The 18,450-nt window shown below is 63.4% G+C and carries 15 protein-coding genes; 6 read left to right on the top strand and 9 right to left on the bottom strand.

Translation table 11 applies throughout. The features are described from left to right. Positions 1 to 13: 13 nt before the first annotated feature. The 6 genes from FYJ91_RS18505 to FYJ91_RS18480 form a co-directional block, all read right to left on the bottom strand. The gene (locus tag FYJ91_RS18505; protein ID WP_181008585.1) at positions 14 to 1,450 is read right to left on the bottom strand and encodes an aldehyde dehydrogenase family protein; all 1,437 of its coding nucleotides are present in this window, start codon (positions 1,448 to 1,450) and stop codon (positions 14 to 16) included. Positions 1,451 to 1,621: 171 nt separating this feature from the next. Further along, the gene (locus tag FYJ91_RS18500) at positions 1,622 to 3,277 is read right to left on the bottom strand and encodes an acetolactate synthase large subunit (protein ID WP_149523817.1); all 1,656 of its coding nucleotides are present in this window, start codon (positions 3,275 to 3,277) and stop codon (positions 1,622 to 1,624) included. A 230-nt stretch (positions 3,278 to 3,507) separates the two neighbouring features. Beyond that, the gene (cysS, locus tag FYJ91_RS18495) at positions 3,508 to 5,034 is read right to left on the bottom strand and encodes a cysteine--tRNA ligase (protein WP_149523945.1); all 1,527 of its coding nucleotides are present in this window, start codon (positions 5,032 to 5,034) and stop codon (positions 3,508 to 3,510) included. Positions 5,035 to 5,124: 90 nt separating this feature from the next. Continuing rightward, positions 5,125 to 6,282 carry an amidohydrolase family protein gene (locus FYJ91_RS18490; protein WP_181008584.1) on the bottom strand — a complete coding sequence of 386 codons (1,158 nt, stop codon included), beginning with the start codon at positions 6,280 to 6,282 and terminating at the stop codon, positions 5,125 to 5,127. Positions 6,283 to 6,488: 206 nt separating this feature from the next. Next, complete coding sequence (locus FYJ91_RS18485) at positions 6,489 to 7,229, bottom strand: hypothetical protein (protein ID WP_149523815.1); 741 nt, start codon at positions 7,227 to 7,229, stop codon at positions 6,489 to 6,491. Further along, positions 7,213 to 9,270 carry an adenylate/guanylate cyclase domain-containing protein gene (locus FYJ91_RS18480; protein ID WP_149523814.1) on the bottom strand — a complete coding sequence of 686 codons (2,058 nt, stop codon included), beginning with the start codon at positions 9,268 to 9,270 and terminating at the stop codon, positions 7,213 to 7,215. The genes FYJ91_RS18485 and FYJ91_RS18480 overlap by 17 nt, the downstream gene beginning before the upstream one ends. A 159-nt stretch (positions 9,271 to 9,429) precedes the next feature. Here FYJ91_RS18480 and FYJ91_RS18475 point away from each other — a divergent pair, with 159 nt between their 5' ends. The 4 genes from FYJ91_RS18475 to FYJ91_RS18460 all read left to right on the top strand — a co-directional run bounded on the left by FYJ91_RS18475 (position 9,430) and on the right by FYJ91_RS18460 (position 13,361). Continuing rightward, complete coding sequence (locus tag FYJ91_RS18475) at positions 9,430 to 10,839, top strand: DNA recombination protein RmuC (RefSeq protein WP_149523813.1); 1,410 nt, start codon at positions 9,430 to 9,432, stop codon at positions 10,837 to 10,839. A gap of 43 nt (positions 10,840 to 10,882) precedes the next feature. Next, a complete protein-coding gene (locus FYJ91_RS18470; RefSeq protein ID WP_149523812.1) occupies positions 10,883 to 11,428 on the top strand; it encodes a cysteine hydrolase family protein in 546 nt (181 codons plus the stop codon). 272 nt (positions 11,429 to 11,700) lie between these two features. Next, a complete protein-coding gene (locus tag FYJ91_RS18465; RefSeq protein ID WP_219822619.1) occupies positions 11,701 to 12,918 on the top strand; it encodes an FAD-dependent oxidoreductase in 1,218 nt (405 codons plus the stop codon). Between the two features lie 2 nt (positions 12,919 to 12,920). Next, positions 12,921 to 13,361, top strand: a complete 441-nt coding sequence (locus tag FYJ91_RS18460) for a c-type cytochrome (protein WP_181008583.1) — start codon at positions 12,921 to 12,923, stop codon at positions 13,359 to 13,361. Here the strand turns inward: FYJ91_RS18460 and FYJ91_RS18455 are convergent. Beyond that, positions 13,358 to 14,116, bottom strand: coding sequence for an SDR family oxidoreductase (locus FYJ91_RS18455; RefSeq protein ID WP_219822618.1), 759 nt, complete (start codon positions 14,114 to 14,116; stop codon positions 13,358 to 13,360). The genes FYJ91_RS18460 and FYJ91_RS18455 overlap by 4 nt on opposite strands. 92 nt (positions 14,117 to 14,208) lie before the next feature. On the opposite strand from FYJ91_RS18455, the gene FYJ91_RS18450 reads away from it, so the two are divergent. Continuing rightward, positions 14,209 to 14,700: a methylated-DNA--[protein]-cysteine S-methyltransferase gene (locus FYJ91_RS18450; protein WP_149523808.1), complete on the top strand. Its 492-nt coding sequence runs from the start codon at positions 14,209 to 14,211 to the stop codon at positions 14,698 to 14,700. Position 14,701: 1 nt separating this feature from the next. Here FYJ91_RS18450 and FYJ91_RS18445 read toward each other — a convergent pair whose 3' ends face one another. Further along, the gene (locus FYJ91_RS18445) at positions 14,702 to 14,899 is read right to left on the bottom strand and encodes a hypothetical protein (protein ID WP_149523807.1); all 198 of its coding nucleotides are present in this window, start codon (positions 14,897 to 14,899) and stop codon (positions 14,702 to 14,704) included. 98 nt (positions 14,900 to 14,997) lie between these two features. On the opposite strand from FYJ91_RS18445, the gene FYJ91_RS18440 reads away from it, so the two are divergent. Continuing rightward, positions 14,998 to 16,227 (top strand): amidohydrolase family protein, encoded by a 1,230-nt coding sequence (locus FYJ91_RS18440; protein ID WP_149523806.1) that lies wholly within the window; start codon positions 14,998 to 15,000, stop codon positions 16,225 to 16,227. Positions 16,228 to 16,266: 39 nt separating this feature from the next. Here FYJ91_RS18440 and FYJ91_RS18435 read toward each other — a convergent pair whose 3' ends face one another. Then, a complete protein-coding gene (locus FYJ91_RS18435; RefSeq protein ID WP_149523805.1) occupies positions 16,267 to 18,447 on the bottom strand; it encodes a tetratricopeptide repeat protein in 2,181 nt (726 codons plus the stop codon). Positions 18,448 to 18,450 lie beyond the last annotated feature (3 nt).

Here is an 18,450-nt window from a genome sequence, read left to right as displayed (position 1 = left end):
ATTGATCAACGTCTTATACTTGCTTGCGTCGTATCACGAGGTTGCGGATTTCGGTCATATCCTCCATCGCGAACCGAACGCCTTCGCGTCCGAGCCCGGAATCCTTGACGCCGCCATAGGGCATGTTGTCGACACGATAGCTGGGAACGTCGTTCACCACGACTCCGCCGACGTCGAGTTCATCCCAAGCATCGAGCACTTTGAAGATGTCGCGCGTGAATACACCGGCCTGAAGCCCGAACTTCGAGTCGTTTACGATATCGAGCGCTTCCTTCCATTCGCGGAAGCGGATCAGGAAGGCGACGGGACCGAATGCCTCTTCACGATTGATCTTGGTCGCCGGATCGACGTCTTCGAGCAGAGTCGCCTCCAGCATCGCGCCGTCGCGCTTGCCGCCGCACAGCAGGGTCGCGCCCTTGGCGGTCGCCTCCTGAATCCAGTTGTCGAGGCGGGTCGCCTCCTTAACGTCGATCATCGGGCCGACGAAGGTCTTTTCGTCATGCGGATTGCCGGCGATCAGCGTCTTCGTCTTCGCGACCAGCTTCGCCTTGAACGCATCATAGACCGCGTCGTGGACGATGATGCGCTGCACGCCGATGCACGACTGGCCCGACTGATAGAAGGCGCCGAACACGGTACGGTCGACCGCGTCGTCCAGATCGGCGTCGGCATCGATGATCACCGCGGCATTGCCGCCGAGTTCGAGCACGACCTTCTTCTTGCCCGCCCGCGCCTTCAGATCCCAACCCACATCGGGCGAGCCCGTGAAGGAGAGGAGCTTGAGCCGATCGTCGGTGGTGAACAGATCCGCGCCGTCGCGCGCCGCGGGCAGGATCGAGAAGGCGCCCTTGGGCAGATTCGTCTCGGCCAGCACCTCGCCCATGATGATCGCGCCCAGCGGGGTGCGGCTTGCCGGCTTCATCACGAAGGGGCAGCCTACCGCGATGGCGGGCGCGACCTTGTGCGCGGCGAGGTTGAGCGGAAAGTTGAAGGGCGAGATGAACGAGCACGCGCCGATCGGCACGCGCTTCCAGATGCCCTGATATCCCTTGGCACGCGGTGAAATATCGAGCGGCTGCACCTCGCCCAGCATCCGCACCGATTCTTCGGCGGCAATGCGGAAGGTATCGATCAGGCGGCCGACCTCCCCGCGCGAATCGTTGATTGGCTTGCCGGCCTCGATGCACAACGCATAAGCCAGCTCGTCCTTGCGCTCTGTAAAGCGATCGACGCAGTGCTGCAGCACCGCCTGCCGCTCATAGCTCGCCATCTTGCGCATCGGCTCCTCGGCCGCATGCGCCGCCGCGATGCCCGCCGCGATCGTCTCGGCGTCGGCCAGCGCGACGCGGGTCGCGACTTCGCCGGTGAACTTGTCGGTCACCGCCAGATCGGTGTTCGGCTGCTGCGCCTCGTTGGCGAGGTAGAGCGGGTAGGTGTCCTTGAGCTTCATTGCGTCCAACCTTTGCACCCCTCCCTGCAAGGGAGGGGAAGGGGGTGGGTGGCGAAGCCGGAGGCTCGAAGCCTCCGGCGTAGCTTTGTGCGATGAGCGGCGATGCTCGCGACTTCGTCGCTCGCACCCACTCCTCAATCCCCTCCCTAATAGGGAGGGGAAGCAGGAGTTTTAACCCTCGACCGCTTTGCTCAGCGTCTTGATGTCCTTGTTCAGGATCTGGTCGTTCTCGCTATAGTCGACCGGGCAGTCGATCAGATGGACGCCCGGCGTGTCGAGGCATTCCTTGAGCAGCTTCGGCAGATGCTCGGCGCTTTCGACGCGGTGGCCCTTGGCGCCATAGGCTTCGGCATACTTTACGAAGTCGGGATTGCCATAGGTCAGGCCCCAATCCTCGAAGCCCATATTCGCCTGCTTCCAGCGGATCATGCCGTAACTGTTGTCGTTGAGGATCAGCACGGTGATGTTGAGGCCAAGGCGAACCGCGGTCTCCATTTCCTGGCTGTTCATCATGAAGCCGCCGTCGCCGCAGATCGCCATGACCTTACGATCGGGATAAACCATCGCGGAGGCCATCGCCGACGGCAGGCCCGCGCCCATCGTGGCGAGCGCATTGTCGAGCAGCACCGTGTTCTGCTGGCGCGCCTGATAATTGCGGGCGAACCAGATCTTATAGACGCCGTTGTCGAGGCAGATGATGCCATCCGAAGGCATCGCCTCGCGGACCTTGCGGACCAGGAAGGGCGGGAAGATCGGAAAGCGATCGTCGCCGTCCAGGCTCTTGGTATGCTCGATCTCGGCGGCGCGCGCCTTGAAGCAGAAGTCGAAGTCCCATTTGCCCGAAGGCACGATGTCTTCCTTCATCTGCCAGATCGCGTTCGCGATATCGCCGATAACCTCGACGTTCGGGAAATAGACCGGATCGACCTCAGCCGATTTGGTGCTGACGTGGATCACCGGGCAGCCGCCATTCTTCATGAAGAAGGGGGGCTTTTCGATCACGTCGTGGCCGATGTTCACGATCAGGTCGGCATGCTCGATCGAGCGGTGAACGAAATCGCTCGCCGACAGCGCCGCGCAGCCGAGGAACTTCGGGTGCATCTCGTCGATCACGCCCTTGCCCAGCTGGGTGGTGACGAAGGGGATGCCCGTCTTCTCGACGAACTGGAGCAGCATGCGACCGGTCAGCTTGCGGTTCGCACCCGCGCCGATGACGAGGATCGGCGACTTGGCCTGCTCGATCATTTTCACGGCGGCGCGCACGCCCTTCGATTCGGCGAGCGGGCGGCGGATCAGCGAGGGCTTGAGCGGGGTCGAATCGGTATGCTCGTCGGCAACGTCTTCCGGAAACTCGATATGGGTCGCGCCGGGCTTTTCCTCTTCGGCGAGGCGATAGGCTTCGCGCACGCGGCTCGGAATATTGTCGGCCGAGGCGAGCTGGTGCGTGAACTTGGTGATCGGGCGCATCATGTCGACGACGTCGAGGATCTGGAAGCGGCCCTGCTTGGACTTCTTGATCGGCTTCTGGCCGGTCACCATCAGGATCGGCATGCCGCCGAGCTGGGCATAGGCCGCCGCGGTGACGAAGTTGGTCGCGCCCGGCCCCAGCGTTGCCATGCAGACGCCGGTGCGGCCGGTGTGGCGGCCATAAGTCGCGGCCATGAATCCGGCGCCCTGTTCGTGGCGCGTCAGGATCAGCTTGATCTTCTTCGACCGCGAAAGGCTGTCGAGCATGTCGAGATTTTCTTCGCCGGGAACGCCGAAGATATATTCGCAGCCCTCTTCCTCCAGACACTGGACGAACAGATCGGATGCCTTCGTCGCCATGAACTCGTCTCCCCCTGAAGCCGCCGCTGCCCCGCGGCGAACTCTATGGGATGGAGTGCTAAGTCATTTCAGGCGAGGCGAATAGAGGCTTTGTTGTCGTCATATGCGCGACATGGAAAGTTCATGTCACCAACTGTCGCCACCGCGACGGAGGCCGGAGCCGCCACGAACATTACATGATAATTCATCGTGCAATATTCTGGTGGCCCCGGCCTGCGCCGGATCGATGGTCAGAGCGACAATAGCCAATCCCAGCGCATGTCCCCGGCGCCGTCCATCACCTGCACGCCCTTGACGGCCAGGTCATCGCGAAGCCGATCGGACTCGGCAAAATCCTTCGCCGCGCGCGCGGCCTGCCGCTCCGCGATCACCGCCTCGATCTCGTCCTCGGATATGACCGCGTCGTCGGGACGCTGCCGCAGATCGATCCGCCGCGTGCCGAGCAGGTTGAGGCCGAGCGCAAGGTCCATCGTCGCGACCAGGCGCAACCGCTCGTCTGCCGGTATCGCCTTGGCGGTCGCCGCCTGCTCGATCAGCGGAAGCGCCTGCGGCACCATCAGGTCGGCGGACAGCGCTTCGTCGAATTGAGCGATCAGCTTGACGGCCGGCGCGGACAGGCCCGCTTCGATTACGCTGCGCTGATAAGCGAAGGCCGCGCCCTTGCTCTTCTCGCTTTCGGCCACCAGCGGCAACCAGTCCGGATCGCCGATCTGCGCGCGAAGCTGCTCCACCGCCAGCACGAGCCGGCCGAGCCGCGTCAACGCCGCCGCCAGCGCCTCGGGCGAGAATTCCAACTCGCTGCGATAATGGGCCGAGAGGCAGAGCAGGCGATAGGCGAGGGGGTGGACGCCCTTTGCGATCACGCTCGCCAAGGTCGCGAAGCCGCCCTTCGACTTCGACATCTTCCCGCCGCGATCGACCAGGAAATTGTTGTGCATCCAGAAGTTTGCGCCCGACTTTTCCGAGCCGGTGAACGCCTGGTTCTGCGCGATCTCGTTGCAATGGTGGATCTCGCGATGATCGATCCCGCCCGTGTGGATATCGAACTGTGCGCCGAGATATTTCATGCTCATCACCGAGCATTCGAGGTGCCAGCCCGGCGCGCCCGGCCCCCAGGGCGAGAGCCATTCCATCTGGCGCTGCTCACCGTCGGCCGAACGGCGCCATAGCGCGAAGTCGGCCGGATTGCGCTTGCCCTCGACCTCGGCGATGCGGCCGACGACCTCGTCGCCTCTGGCACCCGCCAGGCGCCCATAATCGGGCACCTTCGACGTGTCGAAATAGAGGCCGCTGTCCAGTTCGTAGGACGCGCCATGCACCTCGATCTCGCGCGCGAAGGCGATCATGTCCTGAATATGATCGGTCGCCACGCTCCAGATTGTCGGCGTGCGGATGTTGAGGGCCGCCAGATCGGTCTTGAAGGCATCGGTATAGAAGGCGGCGATGTCCCAGATCGTCCGGTTCTGCCGCGCGGCGGCGGCCTCCATCTTGTCGTCGCCCGCATCGGCATCCGACGTCAGATGGCCGACATCGGTGATGTTGATGACGTGATTGACCGGCCACCCTTTCCAGTTGAGCACCCGGCGCAGCGTATCGGTGAACACATATGCGCGCAGATTGCCCAGATGGGCGAAGTCATAGACCGTCGGCCCGCAGCTATAGACCCGCGCCATATCCGGATCGATCGGCGCGAACGTGCGCGTCGATCGGGTGAGGCTGTCGAACAGCATCAGGGGGGCGCCGCTGGGCTGGGTCATCATGCTTCCCGTTGGTTGAACGGGCGGGCTTTAGGGGAGAGTGAGCCGAGTGTCACGATGGACCACGGCTCACCCTTGCAACCTTATCTCTCAGGCGTTTTCGAGCCGGTAGAACTCGACCGCATTGTCGCAGACGATCTTGCGGGTGGTTTCGGCGGGAAGATGCGCGAACTGATCCTCGATGATCGCGCTGCTGTCGGGCCATACCCCGTCGCCGTGCGGGAAGTCCGAACCCCACATCAGAGTCTCGACGCCGATCAGGTCGACCAGTTTCGCGCCGATCTTTTCATACTGGAACGAGAAGCGGCACTGGCGGAGCAGATATTCGCTGGGCTTCATCTTGAGCCGCTGGCCCATCGCGCCGAACTTGAACTGGTCGTCCCATTCGAAGTCCATGCGGTCCATTGCATAAGGCAGCCAGCCGATGCCGGATTCGCCGAAGGCGACGCGCAGGTTGGGATAACGCTCCAGCGCGCCGCTGGAGATGATGCCGGCGACGATCGGGAACAGATTGACCTGAAACGTCGACACCATCGTGAACAAGCGCGCTGGGCGATGTTCGGGGTCAAATGCCGGAATGCCGGTCGGCACCGACGGGAAGGTGTGGAAGTGCATCGGCAGATCGACGTCGGAGATCGCCTGCCAGATCGGCTCCCACTGCGGATGCCACAACGGCACCATGTCCGGGCTGTGCGGCAGCTCGATGCCGGCAAGGCCGAGTTCGGCGACGCGGTGGATTTCCTTCACCGCATAGTCGATGTCGTTCAGAGGCACGCAGCCAAGACCAAGCTGGCGATCGGGGAAAGGCTTGCAGAAATCCTGCGCCAGCCAGGTGTTGTAGATATAGAGACTCTCGCGGATCAGCGCGGGATCGCGCATCTGGAGCATCAGCGACAGCGGGCCGAAGATCACTTCGGCATCGACGCCATCCATCTCCATTTCCTTGAGGCGCAGATAGGGATCGCTCACGCGGCGAATGCCCTTCTTGCCATCGTCATACAGACCGGTTTCGGCCATGCGATCGATGCGGTGGTGCGCGCCGGGAACATAAGGCGCGCCGCCCCCCGAACAGCCGTTGACCAGGCCGTAACCGATCCCGTCGCCATCGAACCAGCGTCGGCCGTCCTCGGCATCGACGACGTGCGGTACGCGCGCCTTGAAGGCTTCGGATGCTTCCGAGACGAACAGGTCAGGCGGCAGATTGCACAGGTCCATATGGCAATCGGCCGAGATGCGGTTGTACTTCATGCAGACATCTTCCCAGTTTTTATCCGTCCGTAGCGACGGTGAATCTTGCGGGATTTCTGCCGGATCGGACGGCCGTTCGCAAATCATGAGCGGGCAGATGGCGCCTTTGCTGTCCTTATGGCGCGTTCGCGCTTCACAAACAGAAAGGCCGGCGAGGATCGCTCCCCGCCGGCCAGGCTGCTGCTATGCGAATATGGTGCCGAAGATCAGCCCTTGGGCGTCGGCTTCGCCTCGGCGGTCTGCGTCACCTGGTTGAGCTGCGCGTCGCAGCCCGCCTTCTTGAAGGTGGTGACCATGACCTGCGGATCGTTCGAGGGCGGCGCGATCACCGAGAATTTCAGGTTGGTCGGTGCCTTGGCGCCGTCCCAGCTGATCTTATAGGCGCCGCCATCGGTGATCGGCACTGCCGTCGGCCAGGCGGCCTTGGCCTGGCCCGGGCCGAACTTGATCGGGCTCGACGCGCCGTTTGCGGCGGTGACGGTCACGAGCGCCTCGGCGGTAGCATCCTTGCGCCAGATGGTGACGTTGGCCGGGTCGATCACACACATGCTCGAGCTGCGGTTCATGTCGACATACCACACGCTCGGGTTCTTCGTGCCGTCATCGCCCTTGACCGAACGGACCGCACCGATGCGGGCCCGCTTCTCGCCGCCGCCCGCCATCAGCGCGCCCAGCGTGCTGCCGGCTGCCGCCGTCTTGGTTTCGACCGCGTTGAAGGTGCCGGGGCCCGAAAGCGTGCGCGTGCTCTTGCCGTCGAGCAGGACGACCGTGTCGCCCGCCTTCAGCACGATCTTGTCACCGGCGACGGCCTTGCCGACCGGATAGCTCTTGGCCGAAGGGCCGGCGGAGCGGACCACGAGCGGCGCGGCGATCGCCGCGCTCGACAAAGTGGCCGCGAGTACTGCCGCAACATACGCCTGCGGCCGACGCTTACTTGTCCAATGCACTGTAGCCTCCTGGTCCCACTTCGCGAAGCCGCTCGACCAGATTGGCGAGCGCCTTGTCATCCTCATCCGCCGCGACCATCGCTTCCAGCTCGGCCAAGGCATTGACGTCCTTATCGTCGAATCGACGCAGTAATTCAGTGAGCTTCGTCACATGCTCGGCGCCCATGTGCGGCACCGGCTCAAACACCGGCATCGGTGTCGAGCGTCCGGATACCGCAATGCGGCCCATCGGTCGGAAGAAGCCCAGAGTCGACGTCTCTTCCACAGTATCACTGACGAGCGTTTTCGTCTTGAGATATTTGTTCGCACCTTCGAGCCGCGACGCCGTATTCATGCTGTCACCCAGCGCGGTGTACTGGATGCGCCCTTCGCCGCCGAAATTGCCGACGATCGCTTCGCCCATGTGAACGCCGACGCGGGTCACGCCGATCGGCGGGCAGCCTTCGGGCGCATCGCGGCGGAACTGTTCGCCCGCCTCGTACATCGCGATCGCGCACCGGACTGCACGGTCGGCGTCGTCGGGGCGGCTGATCGGTGCGCCCCAGAAGGCTACGATAGCGTCGCCCACGAACTTGTCGATCGTGCCCCCGTGCGCCAGCACGGTTTCCGAAAGAACGTCGAGATAGCGGTTGAGCAGGAAGGCGACCATTTCCGGCTCGATCTGGTGGCTGAGCTTGGTGAAGCCCTCCAGATCGCTGAACAAAGCATAGATTTCGCGCTTTTCTCCGCCCAGCGACAGACGCTCCGGGTTTTTCAGGATGTCGGCGGCGATGTCGCGGGGTAGATATTTGCCCAGCGCGCCCTGCGCGAAGTTGCGCTGTTCCGAACCGATCCCGCGCGCGGCGGTGCCGACAGCCGAATAAGCGAAGATCCAGCCGAGGATCCATCCGAACACCGGCAGGTCCTGCGTGTCCATGCCGTTGAACTGCAACGCGAAGGGCGCCGCGAACACGATCGCCGCTTGCACCAGCAGCGCCAGCGCCAGCCACCACCAGCGCATGTTGGCGGTCGAGGTGAGCGCGCCCATCGCGACGATCGCGATCGCGATCAGCCACAATCCCCAGGTCGGGATGCGCGGCGGCATGATATTGTCCAGCATCTGCGCGAGCAAATGGGCGTGGATTTCCAGCCCGATCGTGGTTTCGCCGACAAGGCCCGTGGTCGGGCTTTTCATTCGCGACATAGGGGTCGTGAACTGGTCGACATCGGGGATGTTGCCGCCGATCAGGACGTAGCGACCCTCGATCTGCGGCTTCATCGCCTCCAGCACTTCGGGCATCGCGATCAGTTCGACCGGCAGCTTGTCGAAGACCGGCCGCTCTTTATCCAGCGGAAGGCGATATCGGATCGATCCGTCATAGTCGCGGAACTGCGGGTAACCCTGCGTCAGCGAGTTGGCCATCAGCGGCGGCAGGTCGCGCGGCTGATTGGGCCAGCTCCGCATCACGCCGTCATTGTCGGCCTGCAGGCGGATACTGGTGAAGTGGACGTTGCCGGGCGCGGTCTGCTTCATGAAGTCGCGCAGGAAATTTTCCTGGTCGAGCGTCATGAAGTTCGGGTTCGACTTGTTGGTCGCAAGGCCCAGATAGGTCGGCGTCTTCATGCCCTTGAAGGCATCGATCAGAATCTGGTCCTCGGGCGTAGGCTGATCGATCAGAATATCGATGCCGATCGCCTTCGCGCCCATCTGATCGAGTTGGGTCAGCGCCTTGGCGAGCATCGATCGGTCAAGCGGGGATCGGCGACCGGTCAGCCGCAGCGTCTCCTCGTTGAACGTAACCATCGTGAGGCGCTGGTCGGTTTCGGCCTGCGGCGCGGCGAGAACCTGTCGCACGTCATAGAGCGCGCGCTCGGCATCCTGCGCCAGCGGCACGTGCCAGCTCCACCGTGCGAGCAGCAAACCAATGATGAGGAACATCGCGGTCGCGATCAGGCGTGACAGACCGATTTGCTTGACCGCCTTGCGGCCACGCGTTGCAAGACCCGCCGAAGCGCGGCCCGCACGGGCACTGCTGCTCGATTGACCGGCAACTGTCGCCATCTGCACTATTCCCCCGAAGGACACGCCTTATCTGAACGCGCCCTAAGCCCCGCCGTGTTAATAGACTTTTGCGTTCGAAAAGAAAGGGGCGTCAGCGACTTGCCATCGACCGTAACGACCGGCTAGGTTCCCGGTTCGTTCCTTGAAGGCGAAGATGTGATGACGGTCGAGATTTTGGCGCTTTTCGTGGCGATGCTGATAATCGGTGCTGCGATCGGTTGGGCGGTGAAGGGCCGGGGACTGGCCGTGGTGGCGCGCGAGCGGGACAACTGGCGTGATCAGTTCAATCGCGCCGTTGTCGATCTGGCCGCGACTTCGGAGACCGCCAGGCAGGCCGAATCGTTACGGGGCGAGCTTGCGAGTGCCCGTGACGAGCTCCGCCGTCTCGATTCCGATCGCGCGGGTCTGCTCGCCGATCGCGATGCGCGCACCGAGGCTTTCGAGGCGCAACTGGCGCAGCTGCGCGAGGCCAAGGAACAGCTCTCGGCGCAATTCTCCGAAGTCGGTGCCAAGCTGCTCGATCAGGCACAGCGCCAGTTTCTCCAGCGCGCTGACGAGCGCTTCCATCAGCAGGGCGAAAAGAGCGAGGCGCAGTTGAAGGCGCTGCTCAACCCGGTGGAAACGACGCTCAAGCGCTATGAGGAAGGGCTGCAGCGCGTCGAAAAGGATCGCATCGACAGCTATGCGGGCCTTCGTGAAGCAGTCGATCAGGTGCGCGTAGGGCAGGGGCAGGTGCGCGACGAGGCCGCCAAGCTGGTCAACGCATTGCGTGCCAATCCCAAGGCGCGCGGCCGCTGGGGTGAACAGTCGCTCCGCAATGTTCTCGAACAGGCAGGCTTGTCACCTTATGCCGATTTCGCGACCGAGGTCTCGGTCGACACCGATGATGGCCGCCTGCGGCCCGACGTGGTCGTGCGCCTGCCCGGCGGACGCCGTCTGATCATCGACGCCAAATGCTCGTTCAACGCCTATATGGATGCGAGCGAAGAGGTCGATGAAACCGCGCGCACGACGTTCCTCAAGGCGCATGCCGCCGCGCTGCGCACCCACGCCTCGCAACTCGGCCAGAAAAGCTACTGGGATCGCTTCGGTGAGGCGGCCGACTATGTCGTCATGTACATTCCCGGCGAACATTTTCTGTCGGCGGCGATGGAGCAGGATCCGCAGCTTTGGGACTGGGCGCATGAACGCCGCGTCCTGATCGCCACTCCGATCAATCTTGTCGCGCTCGCCCGCACCGTCGCGAGCTTCTGGCGCCAGGAAAAGCTGGCCGAGGAGGCACGTTCGATCGGCCAGCTCGGCAAGGAGATGTTCGAACGTCTCTCGGTCGCCGCGACCCACCTCAAGCGCGTCGGCGGCGGGCTCAACAGCGCGGTCGACAATTACAACAAGTTCGTCTCCTCGTTCGAAGGCCGCGTGCTGGTGACGGGCCGCAAGTTCCGCGAACTCAACATCGAGACCGGCGGCAAGGAGATCGAGGAGGTCCCCGCCATCGAGGCACTGGCACGCGAACCAGCCGCGCCGGAGCCGATGGCGCTGCCGGACAAGGTTTCGGTCAACGATGCCTGACCTTCTTAATCCTCCTCCGCCAAGGGGAGGATTGGGGGCAACTATGCCCGACCCCGCCGTCCTCCTCCTGATCGATCTTCAGCGCGCGATCGATCATCCCGACTGGGGCGTCCGCAACAACCCTAAGGCCGAGGCCAACGTCTCGGCGCTCCTTGCACATTGGCGCGGCAAAGGCTGGCCGGTCTGGCACGTTCGTCACGATTCCACCCAAGCCGGCTCGCACTACCGTCCCGGCCAGCCCGGTCACGACTTCCGTGCCGGGCAGGAGCCGCTGCCCGATGAGCCGGTCTTCGCCAAGCAGGTCAACAGCGCCTTCATCGGCACCGATCTCGAAGCCAGCCTGCGCGCCGCCGGCCACGATCGTCTCGTCATCGCGGGCGTCATCACCAACAATTCTGTCGAAGCCAGCGTCCGCCATGCCGGTAATCTGGATTTCGATGTGCTGCTGGTCGAGGACGCCTGCTTCACATTCGGCAAAGCTGACTGGTCGGGCGCGCCGCGCTCCGCCGACGAGGTCCACGCCATGTCGCTCGCCAATCTCGATGGCGAATATTGCCGCGTCGTGCGGACGGCAGACCTGATCGGCTGATCCTGTCCTACACCGGACAACGGCGATAAGGTCGCCGGATGAACGCCACTTTCCATCATCGGGATCGCAAAGCTGCAGGTGGCGTGTTGGGAGCGATTCCGGCGCTGACGTAGTCACAACTTCCACAACTTCCGAGGCGTCCTGACACTACGCAGTCGCTAAAAATCGTTGCGCATCAAGAAACATAGTTGCCAACCGCGATCCGGCTTTCTAGCAATTGTGCATTGCAGCGGAGACTTGGAATGATCGGGGTGGGGTTCGGGCGACGGGATATGTTGAAGGCGTCGGCGGCGCTCGGTGGGCTGGCGGGATTGTCCGCCTGCGCGACGGTGCCGGCTGCCAGGCCCACGGTGTTCGGTCGCAGGGCGTCAGGCAAGCCTTACCTCCCGCCGATGCGGATGAATGTGGACGAGATCGTCGACGTCAAATGTTGCATCCGGCCTTTTCGGCCTCAGGGGCCGCGCCTCGATGCGGAGCCGCTGGGCGACACGCTCGTCATCCACAATTACGGCCATGGCGGCAGTGGCTGGTCGCTCAGCTGGGGCTCGGCCGAGATCGCGGTGACCAAGGCGTTGTCGGTCCTGCCAAGGGAGGTCGCGGTGGTCGGCTGCGGCATCATCGGGCTGACCACAGCTGTTGCGGCGCAGCGCGCGGGCCTGAAGGTTACGATCTACGCCCGCGAATTGTTCAACCGCACCCGTTCGGTCCGCGCGAATGGCAGCTGGACCCCGGATTCACGCATCGCGCTCACCGATCCCGCCGGGCCGGGCTTCGGCGACGTATGGGAACAGATGGCCCGCATCTCATGGAAGGCGTTCCGATCCTATCTCGGCCTGCCGGGCGCCCCGGTCGATTTCAGCGACCAGTATAGCCTGTCCAACGAACCGATCGTGCGGCGCGAGCATCCCTCCGACGCCACGATCGCCGACAGCTATGCCACCAAGGGCCTGCCCCAGCAGGAAAGCGAGTTCGGTCATTATGCCGATCGCATCAAGGATATCATTCCCCAGGCCCGCAATCTCGAGGAAGGCGAAAATCCCTTCCCGACCAAGTTCGCGCGCACCGCGTCGCAGATGCACTTCAACTTCGGCAGCTATGGTCATCTGCTGATGCAGGAATTCTACGCCGGGGGCGGGCATTACGAGATGCGCGATTTCCATTCGCCCGCCGATTTCAAGACGCTGCGCGAGAAGGTCGTCATCAACTGCACCGGCTATGCAGCACGTGAACTGGTCCGCGACAATACGATCATCCCGGTGCGCGGACAGACCGGATGGCTGATCCCCCAGCCCGAGGCGCATTACGGCTTCCGCTATAATGACGTCTCGGTCCTGTCGAAGAGCGACGGGGTGATGATCATGAACTTCCCGCCCAATGCGGGTGAGATGTACGGGGTGAATGACAGCACCGAAATCCCCGATCGATCCGATATCGAGGAGGGGATCAGGAAGGTCGCCCCGCTCTTCGCCGATCCGATGTGGAGGGCATGAGGATGACCATCGCTCGCTTCCTCATCGCCGCCGGGTGCGCCGGTGGCATCGCCGCATCGCTTTCGGCCGCCGATCCGGTCAAGACCAGCGCTCAGGGCATCTACACCGATGCGCAGGCTGCCGAGGGCGCCGAACTCTACCAGGCGAGCTGTGCCGCCTGCCACGGTGCGGCGCTGGGCGGATCGATGGAAACTCCGCCGCTCAACGGCAAGTGGGTCGCCAACTGGTCGGGCAAGCCGATGAGCCAGGTGGTCGATTATATCAGCCACGCCATGCCGCTCTACGCGCCGGGTTCGCTCTCGCCTGAGGACAATGCGAAGATCGTCGCTTATCTGCTCAAGGCCAACGGCATGCCCGCTGGCGCCGCCATGTTGCCGAGTGATCCGGCCGCGCTGGCGAAGCTCCGCTTCGATGTCGCCAGACGCTACGAACCAAAGCCCTAGAAGCAGTTCGAAACACCGCCGTCGACCGTCACGGTCGACGCGGTGACGAACGAAGCGGCGGGGCTGCACAGGAAGATCGCGGCCCCGGCAATCTCATCCGGATCGCCGCTGCGCCCCAGAACACCGCCTGCGCCGCGCGTGCTGTTGGCGTTGCTTTCTGTCTGGAAGCGACCTGGGATCAATGCGTTACATGTGATTCCGAACGATCCATATTCGGCTGCGAGCGCGCGGGTCAACGCGGTGACCCCACCCTTGGCGGCGGTATAGGCGGCATCGCCCTTGGCTCCGCGCACGGCGGCGGCCGAACTCAACATCACGATCCGGCCCCATCCGCCTGGCTTCATGCTCTCCGCCGCTGCACGCGCCAGGCGAAAGGGGGCGGCGACGTGCGCGTCCATCATCATGGCGAACCCGTCGGCGTCGATGTCATCGATCGATCTTCGTAACCTCGGCCCGGCATTGTTGATCAGGATGTCGAGCCTGCCATCGGTCGCAACGATCTTGTCGACTGCAGCCACACCGGCATCGCGATCGAGCACGTCGAAGGGCGCGATCCCGACGGCAAGTCCTTCTCCCGCCAGCCTGTCGCGCACCTCCGCCAACCGGCTCGCATCGCGCCCGTTGAGATGGACCTTCGCCCCGCACCGCGCGAGCGAGCGGGCCATGACGAGGCCCAGTCCCTGCGCGCTGCCCGTCACGAGCGCGATCCGGCCGTCGAGCGAGAAGAGCCGCTCGATCTCGGTGCCTATTGCCATCGCCATCTCCCTTATACTTTGCCCTTCGATAGCAAGTTTCGGGATGCGCGCCATGTTGGGCATGACTAGCTTGGGTTATAAGGAGAGACCTTATGATCCTGGCTACCAAGACAGTCCCATCACCGGTAGGCGAACTCACGCTTGCCGCGAGCGGGGAGGGGCTCGTCGCGATCCTGTGGGAGAATGACGATCCCGATCGCGTGCGGCTCGGCGATCGTGTCGAGCAGCCAGACCATCCCGTCCTGATCGCAGCCGGGCGGCAGTTGGGCGAGTATTTCGACGGTCAGCGAACCACCTTCGATCTGCCGCTCGATTTCCGCGGCAGCGATTTCCAGAAGTCGGTCTGGGCCGCGTTGCTGACGATTCCGTTCGGTGAGACGCGCAGCTATGCCGATATCGCCCGCGCGATCGGCCGGCCGAACGCCTGTCGGGCGGTGGGCGCCGCGAATGGCCGCAACCCAATCTCGATCGTGGCGCCGTGCCATCGGGTGGTCGGCACGAGCGGCAGCCTCACCGGCTTTGCGGGCGGCCTCGATGCCAAACGGCGCCTGCTCGCGATCGAGGGCGCCCCGCTCCTGATCTGACTTAGTGGTCGTCCTCGTCGTCCTCGGGCGGGCCGACGAGGAGCGTCCACGCCTCGAAAAGCGCGGCGCGGGCGCGCTGCATGGATCGCGCGGCGTCCGGGCTTGCGTCGAGAACCTCGACGGTGAGGCTAAGCACTTCGTCCTTGAGGTGCAGTATCTTCTGGCGGAGCTCGACGAAAGCCTCCGGGTCGATGCTCATAGGTGATGCTCCATAGCTGCACCTCCCTTGATTAGATCGGCCGATTGCGTCAATATATGAGACACGCAATTCGCTATTTGGACGAGGGTTGGGATAACATGAACGACGTTACCGAGCTTAGCCGCACGCCGCAGGCTGCGCCCGCACCGGATCAGAGCCAGCCTCTCGATTATAAGATCGTCGACGCCGACGCGCATGTTAATCCGCCCCACGAATTCTGGGTCGATTACCTGCCCGCGAAGTTCAAGGACATGGCGCCGAAGGTCGAACATGCCGAGGACGCGGACTATATCGTGTTCGAAGGCAGCCGCCGGAAGATGAACCTGCTCGGCAGCAGCGGCAGCGCGGGTTCGAAGGCGTACAAGGCCGAGGGCCGTCGTTCGTCGATGATGGCGGGTGGTTGGCTGCCTGCGCAGCGCATCGCCGACATGGACAGCGATGGCATGGATGCGTCGGTTCTGTTCGGCGGCGGTCCGCTGGGTTCGAAGAATGTCGATCTCTATATCGAAAGCTTCGCGGCCTATAATCGCTGGCTGTCGGACTTCTGCTCCTATGATCGCCGCCGCCTGATCGGCGTGGGGTATATCCCGCTTCGCGACACGCAGGAATCGATCAAAATGATGAAGGAAGCCAAGGCGCTTGGCTTCAACGCGGTCAACATCCCGGCCTTCCCGCAGTCGAAAGACGCCAACAAGACGAGTGGCGATACCGGCGCGATCGCATCGATGGGCGCGCAGGCCGCGGCGCTGACGGGCGATCCGTTCGGCGGACGCACGATTGCGGATCCCGAGTTCGAGGATTTCTGGGCGGCGGCTGTCGATCTGGACATGACGCTGACCATCCACCTGGGCGGCCGCATCCCGCGCTTCGGAGACAAGCAGCACATGCTGCCTGACATGGTCATGTCGAAGTATGCGATGGCCGAGCCGGTCGCGATCATGATCTTCGGCGGCGTCTTCATGCGCCATCCCAAGCTGCGTTATTCGGTGATCGAGAGCGGCGTGGGCTGGTTCGCGCACATGGCCGAATATATGGACCGGACCTGGGAAAAGCAGCGTTATTGGACCGAGAGCAAGTTGGAGGAGCGCCCGAGCTTCTACATGGACCAGAATGTCTATGGATCGTTCATCAACGACCGTGCGGGCATCCTGATGCGTGATCTGCCGGGTGCCGGCAACATCATGTGGTCGTCGGACTATCCGCACTCGGAAACGACCTATCCGAACTCGGCGGCGGTGATCGAGCGCGACTTTGCGGGTATTCCCGAAGACGCGAAATATGAGATCATCTGCGGCCGCGCCAAGAAGCTCTTTAAGGTCGGCGAGTAAGAAGGTTCAGGGCCGCCTGTGAGGGCGGCCCTGCTTGGTTCAGCGAACGGCGATCCGTTCGTAAAGCGCCTCGATATCGCGCGTGTAGCGCGGCGCATCGAACAAGGGCGCGGTCGCCCGGTTGGCGGCGAGCTTCTGCTTGAGAGCAGCCGCCAGCGCAGGGTTTGTCGCGATCCCCAGTGCTCGTTGTTCGTAGTCAGCAGGCGATTCCGTCACCAGTTCGGGCAAGCCGACTGCGTGGAGCAGGCTGCCCGCGACGCGCGCGACGAAGCTGCGGCCCAACTTGGTGAGGACTGGCAGGCCCGCCCAGAGCGCGTCGCTGGCGGTCGTGTGCGCATTGACCATGAAGGTGTCGAGGAACAGATCGGCGTGCACATGGCGCGCGAGATGATCGGCCGGATGCATGCGATCGGCGAAGACCAGCCGGTCGGCCGAAATACCGCGCGCGACGATCTCACGGCGCAGATTGTCCGCCGCCCATTCATTGTCCTTGAGAAGCCACAAGACGCTGCCCTCGACCTGTCGTAGCAGGCGCGCCCAGATGTCGTACTCGGCGGCGGTGATCTTATAGTTGTTGTTGAAGCAGGCGAACACGAAGCCGTCGTCGGGCAGGCCGAGTTCGGCGCGGGTGAAGGCCCGATCCGAAATCTCGCGGCGATCGTCGTTCGGCTGATAACTGTTCGGCAGATAGGCGATCTCTTCCGAATAGAAGCGCCGATATTCGGCAGGCACGATCACCTCGTCGGCGATCAGATAGTCGATGAAGTCGGTGCCGAGCGTGCCGGGATAGCCCAGATACGTCACCTGCACCGGCGCCGCGCGATGGGCGAAGATGCCGAGGCGCGATCCGTGGGTATGGCCCTTCAGATCGATCGCGATGTCGATGCCCTTGTCGCGGGCGAGCTTGGCGATCGCCGCATCCCCGGCGCTGTTGACCTGGTGGAAGGCATCGACATTGGCGACGAGGCGCTGGCGCATCTCGTCCTGCTGGTCGGGACCGTAGGAGAAGGCGTGGATTTCGAACCGATCGCGATCGTGCAGTTCGAACAGGCGCGCGATCAGCATCATCGTCGCGTGGTTATGGAAATCGGCGGAGAAATAGCCGAGCCGGATCTTATTCGTCGCCGGGCGCTTGGGGAAGGCAACTGCGCGGCCAGCGCCATATTCTTTGGCGGTCCAGTTGCGCGAGCAGAGCAACTGGCGCTGCGGGCTGTCTTCGAACGCCAGCATGTAGAAGGCGGGGAAGGCTTCCTCGCCGCTGCCGATCTGGGTCATGCCCGCGTCAAACGCGTCGTTGCTCCACACGCACATATGCGCTTGCAGATTGCGCGCTTCGGCGGCGGCTAGCGCCGAACCGGAGGAGTATTTGGCCGCGCGCTTGTGACTTTCCAATGCTTCGTCGAGCCGCTTGAGACGGCGCAGCACGCCCCCGCGATTGTTATGCGCGTGGGCGTGAATCGGATCGATCGCGATCGCGGCATCGAAACTTTCGAGCGCTTCTTCAAGCCGCGTCATCAGCATCAGCGCATTGCCGCGATTGACGAGCGCCTGCGCGAAATTGGGGCGCAGCGCGATCGCCTGATCGAAATCGACCAGCGCCGCATCGAGGCGGCCGATCGCGATCAGCGCGTTGCCGCGATTGTTATAGGCTTCGGCGCAGGCCGGGTTGAGCTTGATTGCGCGGGTGCCAGCGGCCAGCGCGTCTTCGAAACGCTTCGCACGGCGCAGCGCGATGCCGCGGTTCATATGCGCTTCGGCATAATCGGGATTGAGCTTGATCGCCTGGTCGAAGCTGGCGATCGCTTCGTCAATACGCTGATGATCGTTCAGCGCGTTGCCGCGATTGTTGAGCGCTTCGAAATAATCGGGGGCCAGATCGATCGCGCGATCGTAATGGCGGATCGCCTGCTCGAAGCGGCCAAGGCCGGCGGAGATGGCGCCGGCGATGTTGTTCAGGATCTCGCAGTTCGGGAAGCGCGTCAGCAGATCGGCGGCCGCGTCGAGCGCGATCGTCAGGCGACCCTGTTGATAGAGCGAGACGACCTTTTCGAGTTCGTCGGCGGGCGCGCTCACGATCTTCGGGCGCGCGGAATCCTGCGCGGCCTCACGAAGCCGCTTGTTGGCGGGGAAGCGCGCCAGCATTTCGGCATAGAGCGCCTGGGCTTCCTGATCCGAAAGGCTGCGTGCCTTGCGGAGCGCCTGATCGACGGACATCTTCATATC

It is taken from the genome of Sphingomonas montanisoli (assembly GCF_008274695.1).
Classification (GTDB): Bacteria; Pseudomonadota; Alphaproteobacteria; order Sphingomonadales; family Sphingomonadaceae; genus Rhizorhabdus; species Rhizorhabdus montanisoli.
Note: the sequence above shows the minus strand (reverse complement) of the source record. Positions and strands in the feature narration are given on the sequence as shown.

What these genes read in the sequence shown, in the direction of transcription:
- FYJ91_RS18505 (WP_181008585.1), bottom strand. Translation starts at nt 1,450, where the DNA reads ATGAAGCTCAAGGACACCTACCCGCTCTACCTCGCCAACGAGGCGCAG.
- FYJ91_RS18500 (WP_149523817.1), bottom strand. Translation starts at nt 3,277, where the DNA reads ATGGCGACGAAGGCATCCGATCTGTTCGTCCAGTGTCTGGAGGAAGAG.
- cysS (WP_149523945.1), bottom strand. Translation starts at nt 5,034, where the DNA reads ATGACCCAGCCCAGCGGCGCCCCCCTGATGCTGTTCGACAGCCTCACC.
- FYJ91_RS18490 (WP_181008584.1), bottom strand. Translation starts at nt 6,282, where the DNA reads ATGAAGTACAACCGCATCTCGGCCGATTGCCATATGGACCTGTGCAAT.
- FYJ91_RS18480 (WP_149523814.1), bottom strand. Translation starts at nt 9,270, where the DNA reads ATGGCGACAGTTGCCGGTCAATCGAGCAGCAGTGCCCGTGCGGGCCGC.
- FYJ91_RS18475 (WP_149523813.1), top strand. Translation starts at nt 9,430, where the DNA reads ATGACGGTCGAGATTTTGGCGCTTTTCGTGGCGATGCTGATAATCGGT.
- FYJ91_RS18470 (WP_149523812.1), top strand. Translation starts at nt 10,883, where the DNA reads ATGCCCGACCCCGCCGTCCTCCTCCTGATCGATCTTCAGCGCGCGATC.
- FYJ91_RS18465 (WP_219822619.1), top strand. Translation starts at nt 11,701, where the DNA reads ATGTTGAAGGCGTCGGCGGCGCTCGGTGGGCTGGCGGGATTGTCCGCC.
- FYJ91_RS18460 (WP_181008583.1), top strand. Translation starts at nt 12,921, where the DNA reads ATGACCATCGCTCGCTTCCTCATCGCCGCCGGGTGCGCCGGTGGCATC.
- FYJ91_RS18455 (WP_219822618.1), bottom strand. Translation starts at nt 14,116, where the DNA reads ATGGCAATAGGCACCGAGATCGAGCGGCTCTTCTCGCTCGACGGCCGG.
- FYJ91_RS18450 (WP_149523808.1), top strand. Translation starts at nt 14,209, where the DNA reads ATGATCCTGGCTACCAAGACAGTCCCATCACCGGTAGGCGAACTCACG.
- FYJ91_RS18445 (WP_149523807.1), bottom strand. Translation starts at nt 14,899, where the DNA reads ATGAGCATCGACCCGGAGGCTTTCGTCGAGCTCCGCCAGAAGATACTG.
- FYJ91_RS18440 (WP_149523806.1), top strand. Translation starts at nt 14,998, where the DNA reads ATGAACGACGTTACCGAGCTTAGCCGCACGCCGCAGGCTGCGCCCGCA.
- FYJ91_RS18435 (WP_149523805.1), bottom strand. Translation starts at nt 18,447, where the DNA reads ATGAAGATGTCCGTCGATCAGGCGCTCCGCAAGGCACGCAGCCTTTCG.